18 protein-coding genes and 1 pseudogene are annotated in these 16,911 nt (G+C 64.8%); 16 read left to right on the top strand and 3 right to left on the bottom strand.

Annotation, left to right across the window (positions count from 1 at the left end; all coding sequences use genetic code 11):
• The first annotated feature begins 6 nt into the window (after window positions 1-6).
• The 5 genes from ilvC (at window position 7) to rimI (ending at window position 4,949) form a co-directional block, all read left to right on the top strand.
• Complete coding sequence (ilvC, locus tag EBS_RS09070) at window positions 7-1,017, top strand: ketol-acid reductoisomerase (RefSeq protein WP_043109599.1); 1,011 nt, start codon at window positions 7-9, stop codon at window positions 1,015-1,017.
• 62 nt (window positions 1,018-1,079) lie between these two features.
• Window positions 1,080-1,856 carry a CDP-diacylglycerol--serine O-phosphatidyltransferase gene (pssA, locus tag EBS_RS09065; protein ID WP_052199457.1) on the top strand — a complete coding sequence of 259 codons (777 nt, stop codon included), beginning with the start codon at window positions 1,080-1,082 and terminating at the stop codon, window positions 1,854-1,856.
• A gap of 247 nt (window positions 1,857-2,103) precedes the next feature.
• On the top strand, window positions 2,104-3,651 hold the full coding sequence (locus EBS_RS09060) for a 2-isopropylmalate synthase (protein WP_043108357.1): 1,548 nt from the start codon (window positions 2,104-2,106) through the stop codon (window positions 3,649-3,651).
• 6 nt (window positions 3,652-3,657) lie between these two features.
• The gene (locus EBS_RS09055) at window positions 3,658-4,455 is read left to right on the top strand and encodes a uracil-DNA glycosylase (protein WP_043108356.1); all 798 of its coding nucleotides are present in this window, start codon (window positions 3,658-3,660) and stop codon (window positions 4,453-4,455) included.
• On the top strand, window positions 4,452-4,949 hold the full coding sequence (gene rimI, locus EBS_RS09050; protein WP_043108354.1) for a ribosomal protein S18-alanine N-acetyltransferase: 498 nt from the start codon (window positions 4,452-4,454) through the stop codon (window positions 4,947-4,949). Before EBS_RS09055 ends, rimI begins: the two co-directional genes overlap by 4 nt.
• 92 nt (window positions 4,950-5,041) lie before the next feature.
• Here rimI and EBS_RS09045 read toward each other — a convergent pair whose 3' ends face one another.
• Window positions 5,042-5,530 (bottom strand): rhodanese-like domain-containing protein, encoded by a 489-nt coding sequence (locus EBS_RS09045; protein ID WP_043108352.1) that lies wholly within the window; start codon window positions 5,528-5,530, stop codon window positions 5,042-5,044.
• A 115-nt stretch (window positions 5,531-5,645) separates the two neighbouring features.
• On the opposite strand from EBS_RS09045, the gene EBS_RS09040 reads away from it, so the two are divergent.
• On the top strand, window positions 5,646-6,281 hold the full coding sequence (locus tag EBS_RS09040; protein WP_043108351.1) for a class I SAM-dependent methyltransferase: 636 nt from the start codon (window positions 5,646-5,648) through the stop codon (window positions 6,279-6,281).
• On the opposite strand, the pseudogene EBS_RS09035 reads toward EBS_RS09040, so the two are convergent.
• Window positions 6,267-7,009: pseudogene (locus EBS_RS09035) on the bottom strand (TSUP family transporter). The gene EBS_RS09040 and the pseudogene EBS_RS09035 sit on opposite strands and share 15 nt — an antisense overlap.
• Window positions 7,010-7,083: 74 nt before the next feature.
• Between EBS_RS09035 and EBS_RS09030 the strand changes: the two are divergent.
• The 3 genes from EBS_RS09030 to EBS_RS09020 are packed head-to-tail and all read left to right on the top strand — an operon-like array spanning window position 7,084 to window position 10,031.
• Window positions 7,084-8,010 carry an ABC transporter ATP-binding protein gene (locus EBS_RS09030; protein WP_043108350.1) on the top strand — a complete coding sequence of 309 codons (927 nt, stop codon included), beginning with the start codon at window positions 7,084-7,086 and terminating at the stop codon, window positions 8,008-8,010.
• Window positions 8,007-8,771: an ABC transporter permease gene (locus EBS_RS09025; RefSeq protein ID WP_043108348.1), complete on the top strand. Its 765-nt coding sequence runs from the start codon at window positions 8,007-8,009 to the stop codon at window positions 8,769-8,771. Before EBS_RS09030 ends, EBS_RS09025 begins: the two co-directional genes overlap by 4 nt.
• A 3-nt stretch (window positions 8,772-8,774) precedes the next feature.
• Window positions 8,775-10,031 carry an MFS transporter gene (locus tag EBS_RS09020; RefSeq protein ID WP_043108346.1) on the top strand — a complete coding sequence of 419 codons (1,257 nt, stop codon included), beginning with the start codon at window positions 8,775-8,777 and terminating at the stop codon, window positions 10,029-10,031.
• Between the two features lie 39 nt (window positions 10,032-10,070).
• Here EBS_RS09020 and EBS_RS09015 read toward each other — a convergent pair whose 3' ends face one another.
• The gene (locus tag EBS_RS09015) at window positions 10,071-10,982 is read right to left on the bottom strand and encodes a patatin-like phospholipase family protein (RefSeq protein WP_043108345.1); all 912 of its coding nucleotides are present in this window, start codon (window positions 10,980-10,982) and stop codon (window positions 10,071-10,073) included.
• Between the two features lie 110 nt (window positions 10,983-11,092).
• Here EBS_RS09015 and EBS_RS13045 point away from each other — a divergent pair, with 110 nt between their 5' ends.
• The 7 genes from EBS_RS13045 (at window position 11,093) to fliQ (ending at window position 16,893) form a co-directional block, all read left to right on the top strand.
• Window positions 11,093-13,318 (top strand): putative bifunctional diguanylate cyclase/phosphodiesterase, encoded by a 2,226-nt coding sequence (locus EBS_RS13045; protein WP_052199456.1) that lies wholly within the window; start codon window positions 11,093-11,095, stop codon window positions 13,316-13,318.
• Window positions 13,319-13,490: 172 nt separating this feature from the next.
• On the top strand, window positions 13,491-14,015 hold the full coding sequence (locus EBS_RS09005; RefSeq protein ID WP_043108344.1) for a flagellar basal body-associated FliL family protein: 525 nt from the start codon (window positions 13,491-13,493) through the stop codon (window positions 14,013-14,015).
• A gap of 10 nt (window positions 14,016-14,025) precedes the next feature.
• Window positions 14,026-15,018, top strand: a complete 993-nt coding sequence (gene fliM / locus EBS_RS09000; RefSeq protein WP_043108343.1) for a flagellar motor switch protein FliM — start codon at window positions 14,026-14,028, stop codon at window positions 15,016-15,018.
• 76 nt (window positions 15,019-15,094) lie between these two features.
• A complete protein-coding gene (gene fliN / locus EBS_RS08995) occupies window positions 15,095-15,511 on the top strand; it encodes a flagellar motor switch protein FliN (protein WP_043108342.1) in 417 nt (138 codons plus the stop codon).
• A gap of 2 nt (window positions 15,512-15,513) precedes the next feature.
• Window positions 15,514-15,897, top strand: coding sequence for a flagellar biosynthetic protein FliO (gene fliO / locus EBS_RS08990; RefSeq protein ID WP_148307717.1), 384 nt, complete (start codon window positions 15,514-15,516; stop codon window positions 15,895-15,897).
• On the top strand, window positions 15,894-16,616 hold the full coding sequence (gene fliP, locus EBS_RS08985) for a flagellar type III secretion system pore protein FliP (protein ID WP_043108341.1): 723 nt from the start codon (window positions 15,894-15,896) through the stop codon (window positions 16,614-16,616). Before fliO ends, fliP begins: the two co-directional genes overlap by 4 nt.
• A gap of 7 nt (window positions 16,617-16,623) precedes the next feature.
• Window positions 16,624-16,893: a flagellar biosynthesis protein FliQ gene (gene fliQ / locus EBS_RS08980; protein ID WP_043109591.1), complete on the top strand. Its 270-nt coding sequence runs from the start codon at window positions 16,624-16,626 to the stop codon at window positions 16,891-16,893.
• Window positions 16,894-16,911 lie beyond the last annotated feature (18 nt).

Raw genomic sequence — 16,911 nt, 5'->3', positions numbered from 1 at the left:
ATGGCAGTGAATATCTACTACGACAAGGACTGCGACCTCTCCATCATTCAGGGCAAGAAGGTCGCCATTCTCGGCTATGGCTCGCAGGGGCATGCGCATGCCAACAACCTCAAGGACTCGGGTGTGGACGTGCGCGTCGGCCTGCGTGCCAGTTCGCCCTCGGTCGCCAAGGCCGAGGCCGCGGGCCTCACGGTCAAGACCGTGGAGGAGGCGGTAGCCGAGGCCGATCTGGTGATGGTGCTCACCCCCGACGAGTTCCAGGCCAAGCTCTACCGCGAGCAGATCGAACCCAACCTGAAGGAAGGTGCCGCACTGGCCTTCGCTCACGGCTTTGCCATCCATTACAACCAGATCGTTCCGCGCGAGGACCTGGACGTGATCATGATTGCGCCCAAGGCCCCGGGCCACACGGTGCGCAACGAGTTCACCAGGGGCGGCGGCATCCCTGACCTGATCGCCGTGTTCCAGGACGCCTCGGGTCAGGCAAAGGACATCGCGCTGTCCTATGCCTCGGCCATCGGTGGCGGTCGTACCGGTATCATCGAGACCACCTTCAAGGACGAGACCGAGACCGACCTGTTCGGCGAGCAGGCCGTGCTCTGTGGCGGTACCGTGGAGCTGGTCAAGGCCGGCTTCGAGACCCTGGTCGAGGCCGGATATGCACCGGAGATGGCCTACTTCGAGTGCCTGCACGAGCTCAAGCTGATCGTCGACCTGATGTACGAGGGCGGCATCGCCAATATGAACTACTCCATCTCCAACAATGCGGAGTACGGCGAATACGTCACCGGCGAGAAGATCATCAACGAGCAGTCGCGTGCCGCCATGCGCGAGTGTCTGCGCAACATCCAGACCGGCGAGTACGCCAAGCGCTTCATCCAGGAAGGGCAGGCCAACTATCCCGAGATGACCGCGCGTCGGCGTCTCAATGCCGAGCATCCGATCGAGCAGGTCGGCGCCCGACTGCGTGCCATGATGCCCTGGATCCAGAAACTCGTGGACAAGTCGAAGAACTGAGTTCGCGACTGCGACTCGATGAAAGGCCGCATCGTTGCGGCCTTTTTTCTATACTGCGCCCTATGAACTCGCACAAGGAAACCCCCAAGGTGGCTTCACTGGAGAGCGAACGCCCCCGGCGTGCGCGCGGCATCTACCTGCTGCCCAACCTGTTCACCACCGCGGCGCTGTTCAGCGGTTTCTATGCCGTGCTGGTATCAATGAACGGGCAGTTCGAGAAGGTGGCAATCGCCATCTTCGTGGCCATGGTGCTCGATGGCCTGGACGGTCGAGTGGCGCGCATGACCAATACCCAGACCGCCTTCGGCGCCGAATACGACAGCCTGTCGGACATGGTGGCCTTCGGTCTGGCGCCGGCACTGGTCATGTACCAGTGGGCGCTGGCGGACCTGGGACGTTTGGGCTGGCTGGCGGCATTCATCTATACCGCCGGTGCGGCCCTGCGCCTGGCGCGGTTCAACTCCGCCATCGCCACCGCCGACAAGCGCTACTTCACCGGCCTGCCCAGTCCCTCGGCGGCGGCCGTGATGGCCGGCAGCGTCTGGGTGGCGGTAGACAATGACATCACCTCTGGCCGGGTGGCCTGGCTCGCCCTGCTGCTCACGCTGGCGGCCGGCCTGCTGATGGTCAGCAATCTGCGCTACTACAGCTTCAAGCAGGTGGATTTTCGTGGCAAGGTGCCGTTCTTTGTGCTGGTTGGGCTGGCGCTGGGGTTTGCCGTGGTACTGACAGACCCGCCGATGGTGCTGTTCGCGGTGTTCCTGGGGTACACCCTTTCCGGCCCCATGGTTGCCCTGCGCAAGCTCTGGCGGCGGCGAGGCTTGGCAGGTGGTGGCTGAGTGGGCTATATTCCAGGACCACCTTTCGGGCGAACTGACATGCGACTCGACAGCGTTCGACAAGCCGGTTTTCTCACCCGGGCCCTCGGTCCCGGCGTTCGCCTGCACACTGCCCTGCCAGATCTGCTGCTGCCCTGAGGGGCAGAGAACAGCAAGCGCCCGGGCGAGGGCCAGACAATCGCCACATCCGAACAGCATCAATGAATCAATCAGGCAACAGGCCCAGAGGGTCTGGCTGGAGCAGCACATGAGCAAGCAACTCATCATCTTCGACACCACCCTGCGCGACGGCGAGCAGAGTCCTGGCGCGTCCATGACCCGGGACGAGAAGATCCGCATCGCGCGCGCCCTTGAAAAGATGCGCGTGGACGTGATCGAGGCCGGTTTTCCCATCGCCAGCCCGGGCGACTTCGAGGCGGTCAAGGCGGTGGCCGAGACGGTCACCGAGTCCACGGTCTGCGGCCTGGCGCGCGCGCTGGAGAAGGACATCGACCGTGCTGGCGAGGCGCTGAAGAACGCCGCCTCGGGACGGATCCACACCTTCATTGCCACCTCACCGGTACACATGGAGCGCAAGCTGCGCATGCGCCCCGACCAGGTGGTCGAACAGGCAGTGTGGGCGGTGAAGCACGCGCGCCGCTACACCGACGACGTGGAGTTCTCGGCCGAGGACGCGGGGCGTTCCGATCTCGACTTCCTGTGCCGCATCTTCGAGGCGGTGATCGATGCCGGCGCGACCACCATCAACGTGCCCGACACCGTGGGCTACAACATGCCCTGGCAGTTCGGCGAGACCATCCGCCAGCTGATCGAGCGCATCCCCAATGCCGACAAGGCCATCTTCTCGGTGCACTGTCACAACGACCTGGGGTTGGCGGTGGCCAACTCGTTGTCGGCGGTGATGAACGGTGCGCGCCAGGTGGAATGCACCATCAACGGCCTGGGTGAGCGCGCCGGCAACGCCTCGCTGGAAGAGGTGGTCATGGCAGTGCGTACCCGCCAGGACGTGTTCGACTGCGACACCCGGCTGGACACTACCCAGATCGTGCCGTGCTCGCGCCTGGTATCCAACATTACCGGTTTCCCGGTGCAGCCGAACAAGGCCATCGTCGGCGCCAATGCCTTTGCGCACGAGTCGGGCATCCACCAGGACGGAGTGCTCAAGCACCGCGAGACCTACGAGATCATGCGTGCCGAGGATGTGGGCTGGAGTCACAACCGCATGGTGCTGGGCAAGCATTCCGGCCGCAACGCCTTCCGCACCCGGCTCGAGGAGCTGGGCATCCACCTCGAGACCGGGGAGGAGCTCAACGAGGCCTTCGCCCGCTTCAAGGAGCTGGCCGACAAGAAGCACGAGATCTTCGACGAGGACCTTCAGGCCCTGGTTACGGACAGGGGGCTGGAGAAGATCAACGAACGGGTCAAGCTGATGGCCTTGCGCGTCTGCTCCGAGACCGGCGAGACCCCGCGTGCCGAGCTCACCCTGAGCATCGATGGAGAGGAACAGACCACTGCCGCCGAGGGCAGCGGCCCGGTAGATGCCGCCTACAAGGCCATCGAGGCGCTGGTACAGACCGGGGCCGATCTCAAGCTGTACTCGGTCAACGCCATCACCAGCGGCACCGACAGCCAGGGCGAGGTGACGGTACGTCTGGAGAAGGGCGGGCGTCTGGTGATGGGGCAGGGCGCGGATACCGATATCGTCATTGCCTCGGCCAAGGCCTACATCAATGGCTGCAACAAGCTGCTGGATGCCGGCCAGCGGGCACACCCGCAGGGCGCTGCGGACGTCTAGGTCGACATGTTGGACGCGCGGCGCCGGGCCTGTCTGCGAGGTATGGGCATCGAGCTGTGGGTGCAGCGCGAAGCCCCTGCCCGTGATCCCGCTCCGGCACCGACGAAAGAAATGTCGCCGGAGGCGACGAGCGTAGCGCCTCCCGAGACGCCCCTGCCGGTCGAGTCGCCCCCCGCTGCGCCAGCGGCTGCCCCAGCGACGCCTGCCATGGATCAGGTGCCGGCCGTGCCCGCTATCGATCCGGCAAGCCTCGACTGGGACGGCCTGGCCGCAGCGGTCGCCGGTTGTCGCGCCTGTGGTCTGTGCGAGACACGTACCCAGACCGTGTTCGGGGTGGGCGACCGCAATGCCCGCCTGATGGTCATCGGTGAGGCCCCCGGCGCTGAAGAGGATCGGCAGGGCGAGCCCTTCGTCGGTCGGGCCGGGCAGTTGCTCGATCGCATGCTCGAGGCCATCGGTCTGTCGCGCGATCAGGCCTATATCGCCAATGTCCTCAAGTGCCGTCCGCCCGGTAACCGCGATCCGCGCGCCGAGGAAGTGGTCGCCTGCCGTGGCTGGCTGGACCGGCAGATCGCCCTGGTGCAACCCGAGTTCATCCTCTCGGTCGGCGGTGTGGCGGCCAAGAACCTGCTCGAGACCGACGAGGCGGTGGGGCGTCTGCGCCGGCGTGTGCACCATTACCGGGAAACGCCGCTGCGCGTGACCTACCATCCTGCCTATCTGCTGCGCCGCCCCGAGGAGAAGGCCAAGGCCTGGATCGACCTGCAGGCGGTGTGGCGCGAGCTACAGGGAGACGTGTCATGAGCGCGGTCATCCAGGAGCTGCAACCCACGTTGCGGGCGATGCGCGAGGGCGATCTCGGCGCGGTATTCGTCAACGAGCGCGCCGCCTATTCACATCCCTGGAGCATGGGCATCCTGCGCGACTGTCTGCGTGTCGGGTATCACTGCATGGTTGCCGAGTTTGCCGGCGAGCTGGCAGGCCATGCGGTGCTGTCCACCGGTGCCGGTGAGGCCCACCTGCTCAACCTCTGCGTGGCCCCCGACTGGCAGGGACGCGGCCTGGGGCGTCGCCTGCTGCGGCGCATGTTGCGCATCGCGCGCGAGAAGGATGCCGACACCGTCTACCTCGAGGTGCGCGCCAGCAACCACGTTGCGCGTGCGCTCTACGAGTCGGAAGGTTTCTGCGAGATCGGTCGCCGCAAGGGTTACTACCCGCACGAACGTCACGAGCGGGAGGACGCGGTGGTCTACGCCAAGCCCATGCTGACGGGTTCCGGAGCGGGGTTTCCGCGTTAGGCGCGGCGTTCTCGCCGCGAATGGTTCGGCCCGGGGACGGGCCTCCTACACGTGGGAACGGCGTTCCCGCCGCGAACCCTTCGGTCCAGGGCCTATTCGGGTTCGACCCAGTCCGCCGGCTTGCGCTGGTAGTCGAGCAGCTTGTTGGCGAAATAGCGGTCGCCCACCTCGGGGTCGATGCGGTTGCCTTCCAGGTCCACCAACGGCAGGTCGTACTCGTTCCAGCCGCGCAGGCCGGTCTTGAGCGAAGTGACGTACTTGTAGCCCATCTGCATCAGGGTCCAGGTGGCGAAGACGCTGCGGCTGCCCGATCGGCAGACCACCACGACCTGGCGGTTACGTGCCTTGACCAGCTCCGGTTCGGTTTCCTCGTGATCCCATTCCACGGCGGTCTCGAGGATGCCGCGTGGCACGTTCAGCGAGCCCTCGATGTGCATGGTGTCGTATTCGTGGGTCTCGCGCACGTCCAGGAACAGCAGATCGTCGCCTCGCTCCATGCGCTCCTCGACGTCCCAGGGAAAGCATTCCTTGATGTGCGGCGTGATCTCGGCCACCAGATCCTTGTACGTCTTGCGTTTCATCTCGTGCGATTCTCGTGGTGTGATTGGCGACATATTCTATCAGCCGTGAGCCTTGCCTTTCCCGTCCGGCATGACTATGTCGAAAGGAAAGGGGCAGGTATGCGAGGCAGGCACGATGTCGGACAGCAGGCACTGGGACCGGGTCTATGGAGGCAAGGCGGACGAGGAGTTGAGCTGGTTTCAGCGGAATCCGGAGCGCTCCCTGGCGTTGATCGAACGCTTCGGGCCAGGCCGTTCCGCGCGGCTGATCGATGCGGGCGCGGGGACCTCGCCGTTGCTTGGTGAACTGTTGCGGCGCGGTTACCGTGACCTCTGGTGGCTGGACCTGTCGCCGGTCGCCCAGGCCCGGGCGCAGCGCCAGTTGGGTGAGCAGGCTGCCCACGTGCACTGGGTGCTGGGCGATGTCACAGGGGCGGCATTGCCGACGGCCAGCTTCGATGTCTGGCACGATCGTGCCGTGTTCCATTTTCTTGCCGGCGAGGCCGGGCGCTCGGCCTATGTGCGGGCGGTGGCACGGGCACTGCGATCCGGCGGGCACCTGATCATTGCCACCTTTGCCGAGGATGGCGCCGAGCGTTGCAGCGGCCTGCCCGTTTGTCGCTACGATGCCGACACCCTGGCCGCCGTCTTCGCTGATCCCTTCGGGCTGTTGCACAGCGAACGCGAGTTGCACCGCACACCGGGCGGCGCCGTGCAGTCCTTTCGTTATTGCGTGTTGCGGCGCCGTGCGGACCGATCAGCCGACGAGTAGCAGTTTGAGTGAGATCGCCACCGAGACGATCACCAGCAGCGGGCGCACGATGACCGTGCCGTGGCGCATCACCAGGTGTGATCCCAGCCAGGCGCCGGCCACCTGGCCCAGCCCCATGCCCAGGCCGATGCTCCAGACGACCTGGCCGCCGAGCGCGAAGAACAGCAGCGAGGCGAGGTTGCTGGTGAGATTGAGTACCTTGGTCCCGGCGGTGGCGCGCTTCAGGTTCCAGCCAGCCAGCAGCACGAAACCGGCGGCGAAGAAGGTGCCGGTGCCGGGGCCGAAAAAGCCGTCGTAGAAGCCCACGCCAAGGCCTACCAGCAGGCCGAAAGCGGCCGGCGGGCGTCTTCCTCCCCGATGCGTGACGAGAACAGGAAATACAGGGCAAAGCCGATCAGCAGCACGGGCACGAGGCGGTCCAGCCAATCGGCCACCAGGTACTGTACCGCCAGGGTGCCGGTCGTGGCGCCGAGAAAGGTCCAGGCCACTGCACCGAGCAGGCCGCGCGGCTCGATCTCGCCACGGCGGATGTAGTTGAAAGATGCAGTGGCGGTGCCGAAGCTGCCCTGAAGCTTGTTGGTGGCCAGCGCCTGCAGGGGAGGCAGCCCGGCCCACAGCAGGGCGGGCAGGGCGAGCAGGCCGCCGCCTCCGGCGATGGCATCCACCAGGCCGGCGAGCACGCCCACGGCGGCAAGCAGGGCAAGGGTATCGGGTGCAAGGGCTTCCATGGCGACGGACAGGTGATAATTGGGCCGAGAAACTGTATTGTACGCTCCATCCAGTCGATCATCGTCGAGTTTCCATGAAGGCGCTGCGTATCCGCAATCTGCAAAAGACCTATGCCGGGGGCGTACAGGCCCTGCACGGTATCGACCTCGAGGTGGAAGAGGGTGACTTCTTCGCCCTGCTCGGGCCCAACGGCGCGGGCAAGTCTACCACCATTGGCATCATCTGTTCGCTGGTGAGCAAGAGTAGGGGCAGCGTGGAAGTGTTCGGGCACGACCAGGACCTGGCGCCCGAGGCGGTGAAGTCCTGCATCGGCTATGTGCCACAGGAGTTCAACTTCAATCCCTTCGAGCCGGTGGGTGAGATCCTGATCAACCAGGCCGGCTACTATGGCTTGCCGCGCGCCGAGGCGCGCCAGCGGGCCGAGGGCTGCCTGCGCCAGCTCGAGCTGTGGGACAAGCGTGAGGAGCAGGCGCGCTCGCTCTCTGGCGGCATGAAACGGCGGCTGATGATCGCGCGCGCCCTGGTGCATCGGCCGCGCCTGCTGATCCTCGATGAGCCCACCGCCGGGGTGGACATCGAGATCCGCCTGTCGATGTGGGAGTTCCTGCGCGGCATCAATGCCGATGGCACCACCATCATCCTCACCACCCATTACCTGGAAGAGGCCGAGAGCCTCTGCCGCAACATCGCCATCATCAGCAACGGGCAGGTCGCCGAGCGCGCGGAGATGCGCGAGATGCTGCGCCGCCTGCACCAGCAGGACGTGATCCTCGATGTCGTCGAACCGGTCGAGACCCTGCCCGAGATCCCCGGCTACCGTCTCAAGCGCCTGGATGCCTGCATGCTCGAGGCCGAGATCACGGCCGGGCGCGGTCTCAACGGCCTGTTCGAGGGCCTGTCGGCCGCTGGCATACAGGTACTGAGCATGCGCAACAAGCAGAACCGGTTGGAGCAGCTGTTTCTCGATATGGTGCATCATCACCGGGAGCGTTCGGCATGAGGTACTGGACCGCCTTTTCGACCATCGTCATCAAAGAGGTGCTGCGCTTCTCGCGCATCTGGGTGCAGACGGTGCTGCCGCCGGCGATCACCACCGCGCTGTACTTCGTCATCTTCGGCACCCTGATCGGTTCGCAGCTCGGCGAGATGGACGGCCTGCGCTACGTGGACTTCATCGTGCCCGGCCTGATCCTCATGGCGGTGATCTCCAACAGCTACGCCAACGTGGTCTCCAGCTTCTACCAGGCCAAGTTCCAGCGCAATGTCGAGGAGCTGCTGATCGCTCCCATCCCGCCCTGGGTGGTGCTCTGGGGCTACGTGACCGGCGGTGTGGCGCGCGGCGTGATGGTCGGCCTGCTGGTGACCCTGGTGTCGATGATCTTCTCCGACTTCCGGGTGCACAGCATCGGCATCACTTTGGCGGTGTTCGTGCTCACCTCGGTGCTGTTCTCGCTGGCGGGCTTCATCAACGCGGTATTCGCCAACAGCTTCGACGACATCGCCATCATCCCCACTTTCGTGCTCACGCCGTTGACCTATCTCGGCGGGGTCTTCTACTCGATCCGCATGCTGCCCGAGTTCTGGCAGCAGGTGTCGCTGGCCAACCCGGTGTTGTACATGATCAATGCCTTCCGCTATGGCCTGCTGGGGGTCTCCGACATCCTGGTCGGCGTCGCGGTGCACATCATCCTGGGCTTCATTGCAGTCCTGTTCTTCGTTGCGCTGTACCTGCTGAAGAAGGGCGTCGGCATCAAGAGCTGAGCCATGCGCCAGGGACAGGGCAGGCGCGCCGTCTGGAGCTGGGCCTTCTACGACTGGGCCAACTCGGTGTTTGCCACCTGCGTGATGGTGGGTTTCTTCCCGGTGTTCTTCAAGCAGTACTGGGCGCGGGACCTGGGAGTCACCGAGAGTACCTTCTGGCTGGGCGCGGCGAGTTCCCTCGCCGCGCTGCTGATGGTGCTTGCCGCCCCCCTGCTCGGCCTCTGGACAGATGCGGCCGGACGCAAGCGTCGCCTGCTCGCGGTATTCGCCGGCCTGGGGGTGCTGATGAGCGGCGGCCTTTTCCTGGTCGCTCAGGGGCAGTGGTGGTTGGCCTTGTTGCTCTACGGCCTGGGACTGGTGGGTTTTTCGGGCGCCAACATCGCCTATGACGCGCTGCTGCCCGGGGTGGCCGGCCGGCGTGACCTGGAACGGGTCTCCGCGTTGGGCTATGCCCTGGGTTACCTGGGTGGCGGCCTGCTGCTCGCCCTGAACGTGGCCATGGTGCTCTCGCCCGCCAGCTTCGGTCTGGCCGACGAGGCCGAGGCGGTGCGCTGGGCCTTCCTGCTGGTGGCCCTGTGGTGGACGCTGTTCAGTCTGCCGGTATTGCTGTGGGTGCGCGACGATGCGCCGGCGACCACGTCCGGCGTGGCGCTGTCGGAACTGCGCCGCACCTGGCGCGAGCTGCGTGCCCTGCCGCATGCCTTCACCTTCCTGGTCGCCTACTGGTTCTACATCGATGGCGTGGATACCGTTGCACGCATGGCGGTGGACTATGGTCTGGCCATTGGCCTGGATTCCGGCGACCTGCTCGGAGCGTTGCTGCTTACCCAGTTCGTCGGCTTTCCCGCGGCCATCGCCTTCGGGCGGCTGGGCGAGCGCTGGGGCGCCCGCCGCGCCATCGGGCTGGCGATCGTGGTCTTCATGCTGGTGGTGTTCTGGGCCTGGCGCATGCAGACCGCGGCCGAGTTCTATGTCCTGGCGGCCGTCATCGGCATGGTGCTCGGCGGCATTCAGTCGCTCAGCCGGGCCCTGTTCGCGCGCCTGATACCGACCGACCAGTCCGGCCGCTTCTTCGGCCTGTACAACATGCTGGGCAAGTTTGCGGCGGTGCTGGGGCCCTTGCTGGTGGGTGGTGTGGCGGCGGCCACTGGCAGTTCGCGAGCCGGCATTCTTGCCGTTTCCGTGCTGTTCCTGGGTGGCGCCATCCTGCTGTCGCGGGTGAACGTGGGCGAGGGCGAGCGCCAGGCTGCCCTGCTGTGATCGGGGCAAGGCCGCGCAGCCCGACGGCGCGGGTTTTCGTCAGGCGTCGCGCTCGGCCAGGTATTCGGACAACGCCTTCTCGGCCCAGTATTCGCCGGCCTCTATCACTTCGGTGGCGCGGTAGAATTCGTGCACCGCGCAGGTGTCGATGGGGATCTCGATCAGCAGGTCCGGCGGGTAGGCGGCCAGTTTGCAGGCGGCGATCTGCGCCTGCATGGCGTCGATGGACAACAGGGCAGCATCGACCAGGGAGAGTGCCTCTTCCTGCTTGTGCCAGCGGTCTTCATGTCCGAAGCGCTCCTGCAGTTCCTCGATGAAACGATCGATGCGTTTGCGATAGCTCGGGTTGCGCCGTTGCTCGCTCGGCGGGGTCGGGCGCGGTCGTTTCCGCGGCGGTCCGGACAGGCTCACCGCCACCACCAGGTCGCCGCGGTTGTGCATCACCGGGGCGATGATGGGCACCGGGTTGAGAATACCGCCGTCGAGCAAGGGGCGTCCCTGTACGACGTGTGGGGTGAAGACCGTGGGCACGGCGATGGAAGCGCGTATGGCATCGAACAGGTCGCCCTGGTTGATCCACACCTCGCGCCGTGCGCGCGGGTCGGTAGCGACGACGGTCAGCGGGATGGGCAGTTCCTCGATGTGGTGCTCGCCGATGAACTCGCGCAGCGTTTCCATCACCGCCTGGCCCTTGAGCAGCCCGGCTCCGCCCCAGGACAGGTCCAGGTAGCGCATCACGTTCAGCTCGGTGAGCTCCTGCACCCAGTCGGCATAGGCCTCGAGCCGGCCCGCGGCATGGAAACCCCCGATCAGCGCGCCCATCGAGCTGCCGGCAATGGCGTCGATGCGCCAGCCATGACGCTCCAGTACACGAATGACGCCGATATGCGCCAGCCCGCGGGCGCCGCCGCTGCCCAGAGCCAGGGCGATGGTCTTGCTTTTTGTGGGCATGAGTGGCTACCTCGGATAGGAATCTTGTGACTAAATCGCGGCCGGCCAGTTTCCTGTGGGGGGCCATTGGTTATACTCGCGGGCTACCCGGCTATTGCCAGAAGGGCGCTATGGACTCGAGTCTGCCCAGCGAGGCATCACCCACCCGGATCGCCAAACGCCAGGGGGGAACGGAAAAGTTCTACATCTGGACCATCCTGGTCCTGGCGGTGATTTTTGTCCTGTTCGCTATCGGAAGTTGGCACAGCCTGCGTCAGCGGGCAAGTAACGAGACCAGTGAGGCTGCGCAGCAGTTTGCGCAGATGGCCCGCGCCGAATTCTCTCACCAGGAATCCATGCTCAAGCTGCTCGGCAGGCACCTGCTGCACGCCGGTGCCCTGAGCGAACCCGCTCGCGGTCGTCGCTGGGTCGAGGACATGTTGCGCGCCAACCCCGCGATTGCCGGGTTCGGCCTGGCCCGTCCCGATGGCCAACTGGTGCTGGTCTCGGGCATCCCGGCGGGTCGCAAGCTGCCCAACCTCTTGCTGCAGGCGCCATCGCGGGAGGGCTTCCTCTCGGCGCTGAAATCCACACACATGGTGGTCGGGCGTACCTACTATTTTCCCCTGTTGGAGCGTTGGCTCATCCCGGTGCGCCTGGCTCTGCGCGATGCCAATGGCAAGGTGCTGGCGGTAATGGCAGCCGGCATCGATGTTACTGCGCCTGGGGCCCTGTGGAATGTCATTCGGCCTCGTTCAGGGATCCAGATCGCCTTGTTGCGTGACGACGGATACCTGCAATTGCTGGTGCCGCTGGCGGAAGAGCGGATGGACGAGATGTACGCCAAGGCCTTCGATTGGCGGCAGGACGAGGGCCTGGATCCTGCCGGCCGGCGCGCACTGGTGGTGGTGAGCCGCCTGCCCGAGTCAGGACTGTCGGTCGTGGCCTCCTATGGCTATGCGGAGATACTGCGGGACTACGCATCGCAGATGACCCTGCCGGCGGTGTTGTTCCTGGCGGCCACACTCCTCAGTTTCCAGTTCTATCGCATGGCGGTACGTCGTCAGCAACGCTACGAGGAGACGCTGATCCACCAGGCCACGCACGATGCCCTGACCGGCATGCCCAATCGCCTGCTGATCGAGGAGCAATTGCACCACGAGGTGGCGCGAGCCATGCGCAGCGGCTGTCAGCTGGCGATCGCCTATCTCGATGTGGACAACTTCAAGCAGATCAACGACAGCTACGGGCATCCCGAGGGCGACCGCCTGTTGCAGGCGTTGGCGCGGCGCTTGAAAACCGTGTTGCGCGAGGTCGACATCATCGGCCGCATGGGGGGCGACGAGTTCGTCATCCTGTTGCCCGATATTCGCTCGTCGCGTTACGCGGAGCTGCTGGGCCAGCGGCTGCTGAAGGTCTGTGAGCAGCCGTTCGAGCTCGGTGGACACGATTTCTACACCAGTATCAGCGTGGGCAGCCCGGATGATGGTGATGCCCCGGACGTGTTGATGAGCCACGCGGATGCCGCGCTCTACCGGGCCAAGGAATCGGGGCGCAATACGCTGTGCTTCTTCGACGAGCGCTTCAACCAGGAGAACGAGCGGCGCCTGCGTCTGGCCAATGCCTTGCGCCAGGCCGAGGCGCGTGGCGAGCTGGACGTGGTGTACCAGCCAAAGGTCCGCTGCGGAGACCACCGCTGGGTGGGGGCCGAGGCCCTGATGCGCTGGCACAGCGAGGAACTTGGCGAGGTGTCGCCACTGGAGTTTATCGCCGTTGCCGAGGATACCGGCCAGATCGAGATGCTGGGCCAGTTCCTGCTGCGCCGGGTAGTGCACGACATGCAGCTCATCCATGAGGTAGCGCCCGAGTTCAGGCTGGCGGTGAACGTCTCGATGCGTGAGTTCCGCAATCCGGCCTATGTCTCGGACCTGCTCGCCCTGCTGCACGAATACCGTAGCGATCCGGCTCTGCTCGAACTGGAGGTGACCGAGAGCATCATGGCCGATCCCGATCGCATGGAAATGGAACTGATCCGGCAGGTAGGCCTGCAGCTGGCGATCGACGATTTCGGTACCGGTTTTTCCAGCCTGAGCACCCTCAAGCGCCTGCCGGTCTCCACGCTCAAGCTCGACCGCGCCTTCGTGCCTGATCTGGAGACCGACCCTGCCGACCGCGCCCTGATCAAGGCCATGCTGGCGATTGCCCGCGAGCTGCAGCTCGACACCGTGGCGGAAGGTGTGGAGAGCGAGGCGCAGGCTCGCTACCTGTGCCGCGAAGGCTGTACCCTGTTGCAGGGTTATCACTTCTCTCAGCCCATCCCGCTGGACCAGCTCCTGCTGCACCTGAGATCGCGCTGAACAGGTGCCGGTTTTTCGCCCTGCCATGGGGGCTGCGGGCGCCAAACTTTCGTCCCCGTTGCGCCTGTTCTTCGCAAGTCATTGATATTCCTTGTTTGTCAGCGAGGTTGCGGCCTGGCATGGCGATTGCAGTTCCTGTGGCAGGCAATGACTGGTGACCACGGGGGAAACCATGGCGAAAGATGACAAGGACATCGAAGGCGAAGAAGGCGGCGGAGGCGGCAAGAAGAAGCTGATCCTCATCGTGGGCCTGGTGGTGCTGCTGCTCGGTGGCGGTGGCGCGGCGTTTTTCCTGATGGGCGGCGAGGAGCCACCCGAGGACGGGAAGGCGGCGCAGGCCGAGGAAGAACAGCCCAAGCCCGAGGCGGCGCCCGAGGGTGAACCGCTCTACGTGGAGATGGAGCCCAAGTTCATCGTCAACCTGCCACCAGGCGGGCCGGCGAAGATGTTGCAGATCGCGGTCACCGTCTTCACGCGACAACAGTCGGTGACGGATTTCATCGCTGCCAACGACCCCATGTTGCGCCACCACCTGAACAACCTGTTCGAATCGCAGTCGTCCGCCGAGCTGCTCACCCTGGAGGGCAAGCAGAAGTTGCAGCAGGCGGTGCAGGAACTGCTGCAGAACAAGATGGAAGAGATGGATCAGCCAGGGAAGATCAAAGCCGTGTATTTCACCGAGTTCGTACTGCAATAGGTGCACCACCATGGCCGACGAGCTGCTTTCGCAAGACGAAATCGACGCGCTGCTCCATGGGGTGGACGATGGCGCGGTGGAGACCGAGACCGACGTCCCGGTCGATGCCGACGGTGCGCGCGCCTACGACTTCGCCAGCCAGGATCGTATCGTCCGCGGTCGTCTGCCGACGCTGGAAATGATCAACGAGCGCTTCGCCCGTTACTTCCGCACCAGCCTGTTCAACATGCTGCGGCGCAGCTCGGACATCGCGGTCTCGGGAGTGCAGATGCTCAAGTTCGGCGAGTTCGTGCACAGCCTGTTCGTGCCCACCAGCCTGAACATGGTCAAGATCGCCCCGCTGCGCGGCAAGTCGCTGTTTGTGCTCGACCCCAAGTTGGTGTTCAGCACCGTGGACAGCTTTTTCGGTGGCACGGGCCGTTTCCATACCAAGATCGAGGGGCGGGATTTCACCCCTACCGAGCTGCGCGTGGTGCAGATGCTGCTCGAGATCGCCTTCGAGGATTTGAAGAAGGCCTGGGAGCCGGTGCTCGATGTGCGTTTCGAATACCAGGGCTCCGAGGTCAATCCGCAGTTCGCCAACATCGTCAGCCCCAGTGAGGTGGTGGTGGTAACCACCTTCAACGTGGATCTGGAGTCGGGTGGCGGCGATTTCTACATCTGCCTGCCGTACTCCATGCTCGAGCCGATCCGCGAGCTGCTGGATGCCGGCGTGCAGAGCGACCGCGGGGAAAAGGATGAGCGCTGGGAGAAGGCCATGCGCGAAGAGATCCTCGATGCCTCGATCGAGATCAACTCGGAGCTGGCAGAGGTGGAGCTGAGCGTACGCGAGCTCTCCGAGCTCCAGGTAGGCGACATCATTCCCATCGATATCCCCGAGACCGTCGAGGTCCGCGCCGAAGGACTGCCGCTGTTTCGCGGAGTCCTCGGGGTACACAAGGACCACTATGCCATCAAGGTACAGGAGTGGATCGAACGTCCCCGGTCGGTCTGCATGATCTGATCCTGCTCGGCAAGCCCGAAGACGAGCAGGCCGAGACACAGTCGGAACCGCGGGCATTGACACAGGAAGCCGTATCATGAGCGAAGAGACCGAAAACACCGAATCCACCGTGGATGATCAGGCGCTGGCCGACGAATGGGCCGCTGCGCTCGAAGAGCGGGGCGAGGTCGAAGTCGAGGATGCCCAGGCCGCGAGCTTCGAGCAGCTCGAACCCGAGGGCTCTGGCGGCGACATCAAGCTGGACGCCATCCTCGATGTGCCGGTGACCATCTCCATGGAGATCGGCCGCACGCGTATCAACATCCGCAACCTGCTGCAGCTCAACCAGGGCTCGGTGGTGGAGCTCGACCGCCTGGCCGGCGAGCCCATGGATGTGCTGGTCAACGGCACCCTGATTGCGCAGGGTGAGGTGGTGGTTGTGAACGAGAAGTTCGGTATCCGCCTCACCGACATCGTCAGTCCGGCCGACCGGGTCAAGACGCTGCGGTGCTGAACATGCGACAGCTGCCGTTCCTCTCCAGCCTGATCGCCCCGGCAGCCTGGGCCGCGGTGCCGCCAGCTCCGGCACCCGATGCCGATCTGGGCGGACAGCTTGTGCAGACTGCTGGCGGCCTGGTGGTGGTGCTGGGGGTATTGCTGGGACTTGCCTGGCTGGTCAAGCGTTACCTGAGCACCCCGGGTATCGGCGGCAAGTCGCGGGTGCAGGTGCTCGGCGGAGCGTCGCTGGGACCGCGTGAACGCGCGGTGATCGTCGAAGTCGAGGGCGAGCGCCTGCTGCTCGGTGTGGCCCAGGGCAACGTGCGCTTGCTGCACGTGCTGCGCAAGACCGATCAGGACTTTGCCACGCACCTGCGCGAAGCCGGGGAGGAGACGGCATGAAGCGCCTGATCTGCCTGCTGCCTGTCGTGGCGCAGGCCGCACCAGGCATCGACGCCCTGACCGTCAGCCCGGACGGGCAGGGTGGCCAGACCTGGACCTTGAGCATCCAGGTGCTGTTGCTGATGACGGCGCTGTCGCTGTTGCCGGCGGCACTGATGCTGATGACCTCGTTCACCCGCATCGTGATCGTGCTGTCCATCCTGCGCCAGGCGCTGGGTACCGCGCAGACGCCATCGAACCAGGTGCTGGTCGGTATTGCCCTGTTTCTCACCTTCTTCATCATGTCGCCGGTGTTCAACAAGGTGTACGACCAGGCGCTGGGTCCCTACCTGGCAGAGCAGATCAGCGCGCAACAGGCACTGGAGCGGGCGCGCGAGCCGGTGCGCGAATTCATGCTGGCGCAGACTCGCGACGACGACCTGGCGCTGTTCGCGCGCATCGCCGGCGAGGCCGGTTTCGAGCGTCACGAGGATGTGCCCTTCAGTCTGCTGATGCCGGCCTTTGCCACCAGTGAACTGAAGACCGCATTCCAGATCGGTTTTCTATTGTTCATCCCCTTCCTGGTCATCGACCTGGTAGTGGCCAGTGTGCTGATGTCGATGGGCATGATGATGTTCTCGCCCCTGATCATCTCGCTGCCGTTCAAGATCATGCTGTTCGTGCTGGTCGATGGTTGGGCCATGGTGATGGGCACTCTGGCAACGAGTTTCTACGTGTGAGGTGAACATGGACGCGGATTCGGTCATCACCATCGGGCGAGAGGCCATGGAGGTCACCATGCTGCTGGCCGCGCCCATCCTGCTGATCTCGCTGGCGGTGGGTCTGCTGATCGCCATGTTCCAGGCGGCGACCCAGATCAACGAGATGACGCTGAGCTTCGTGCCCAAGCTGATTGCGGTGGCGCTGGTGCTGATGGCCACCGGGCCCTGGTTGTTGCGCCAGATCACCGGCTTCACCCAGCGCCTGATCGAGAACATACCGTACATGATCGGTTAGCCTGCGCGGCTGGCCGGC

Source organism: endosymbiont of unidentified scaly snail isolate Monju (assembly GCF_000801295.1).
Taxonomy (GTDB): Bacteria; Pseudomonadota; Gammaproteobacteria; order Chromatiales; family Chromatiaceae; genus MONJU.
Note: the sequence above shows the minus strand (reverse complement) of the source record. Positions and strands in the feature narration are given on the sequence as shown.

Bases quoted from the DNA above. Each gene is read 5' to 3' on its own strand.
- fliQ (WP_043109591.1), top strand. From the start codon at position 16,624: ATGGACGCGGATTCGGTCATCACCATCGGGCGAGAGGCCATGGAGGTC.
- fliP (WP_043108341.1), top strand. From the start codon at position 15,894: ATGAAGCGCCTGATCTGCCTGCTGCCTGTCGTGGCGCAGGCCGCACCA.
- fliN (WP_043108342.1), top strand. From the start codon at position 15,095: ATGAGCGAAGAGACCGAAAACACCGAATCCACCGTGGATGATCAGGCG.
- EBS_RS09055 (WP_043108356.1), top strand. From the start codon at position 3,658: ATGTTGGACGCGCGGCGCCGGGCCTGTCTGCGAGGTATGGGCATCGAG.
- pssA (WP_052199457.1), top strand. From the start codon at position 1,080: ATGAACTCGCACAAGGAAACCCCCAAGGTGGCTTCACTGGAGAGCGAA.
- EBS_RS09045 (WP_043108352.1), bottom strand. From the start codon at position 5,530: ATGAAACGCAAGACGTACAAGGATCTGGTGGCCGAGATCACGCCGCAC.
- rimI (WP_043108354.1), top strand. From the start codon at position 4,452: ATGAGCGCGGTCATCCAGGAGCTGCAACCCACGTTGCGGGCGATGCGC.
- fliO (WP_148307717.1), top strand. From the start codon at position 15,514: ATGCGACAGCTGCCGTTCCTCTCCAGCCTGATCGCCCCGGCAGCCTGG.
- EBS_RS13045 (WP_052199456.1), top strand. From the start codon at position 11,093: ATGGACTCGAGTCTGCCCAGCGAGGCATCACCCACCCGGATCGCCAAA.
- EBS_RS09020 (WP_043108346.1), top strand. From the start codon at position 8,775: ATGCGCCAGGGACAGGGCAGGCGCGCCGTCTGGAGCTGGGCCTTCTAC.
- fliM (WP_043108343.1), top strand. From the start codon at position 14,026: ATGGCCGACGAGCTGCTTTCGCAAGACGAAATCGACGCGCTGCTCCAT.
- EBS_RS09005 (WP_043108344.1), top strand. From the start codon at position 13,491: ATGGCGAAAGATGACAAGGACATCGAAGGCGAAGAAGGCGGCGGAGGC.
- EBS_RS09025 (WP_043108348.1), top strand. From the start codon at position 8,007: ATGAGGTACTGGACCGCCTTTTCGACCATCGTCATCAAAGAGGTGCTG.
- EBS_RS09060 (WP_043108357.1), top strand. From the start codon at position 2,104: ATGAGCAAGCAACTCATCATCTTCGACACCACCCTGCGCGACGGCGAG.
- EBS_RS09040 (WP_043108351.1), top strand. From the start codon at position 5,646: ATGTCGGACAGCAGGCACTGGGACCGGGTCTATGGAGGCAAGGCGGAC.
- EBS_RS09030 (WP_043108350.1), top strand. From the start codon at position 7,084: ATGAAGGCGCTGCGTATCCGCAATCTGCAAAAGACCTATGCCGGGGGC.
- EBS_RS09015 (WP_043108345.1), bottom strand. From the start codon at position 10,982: ATGCCCACAAAAAGCAAGACCATCGCCCTGGCTCTGGGCAGCGGCGGC.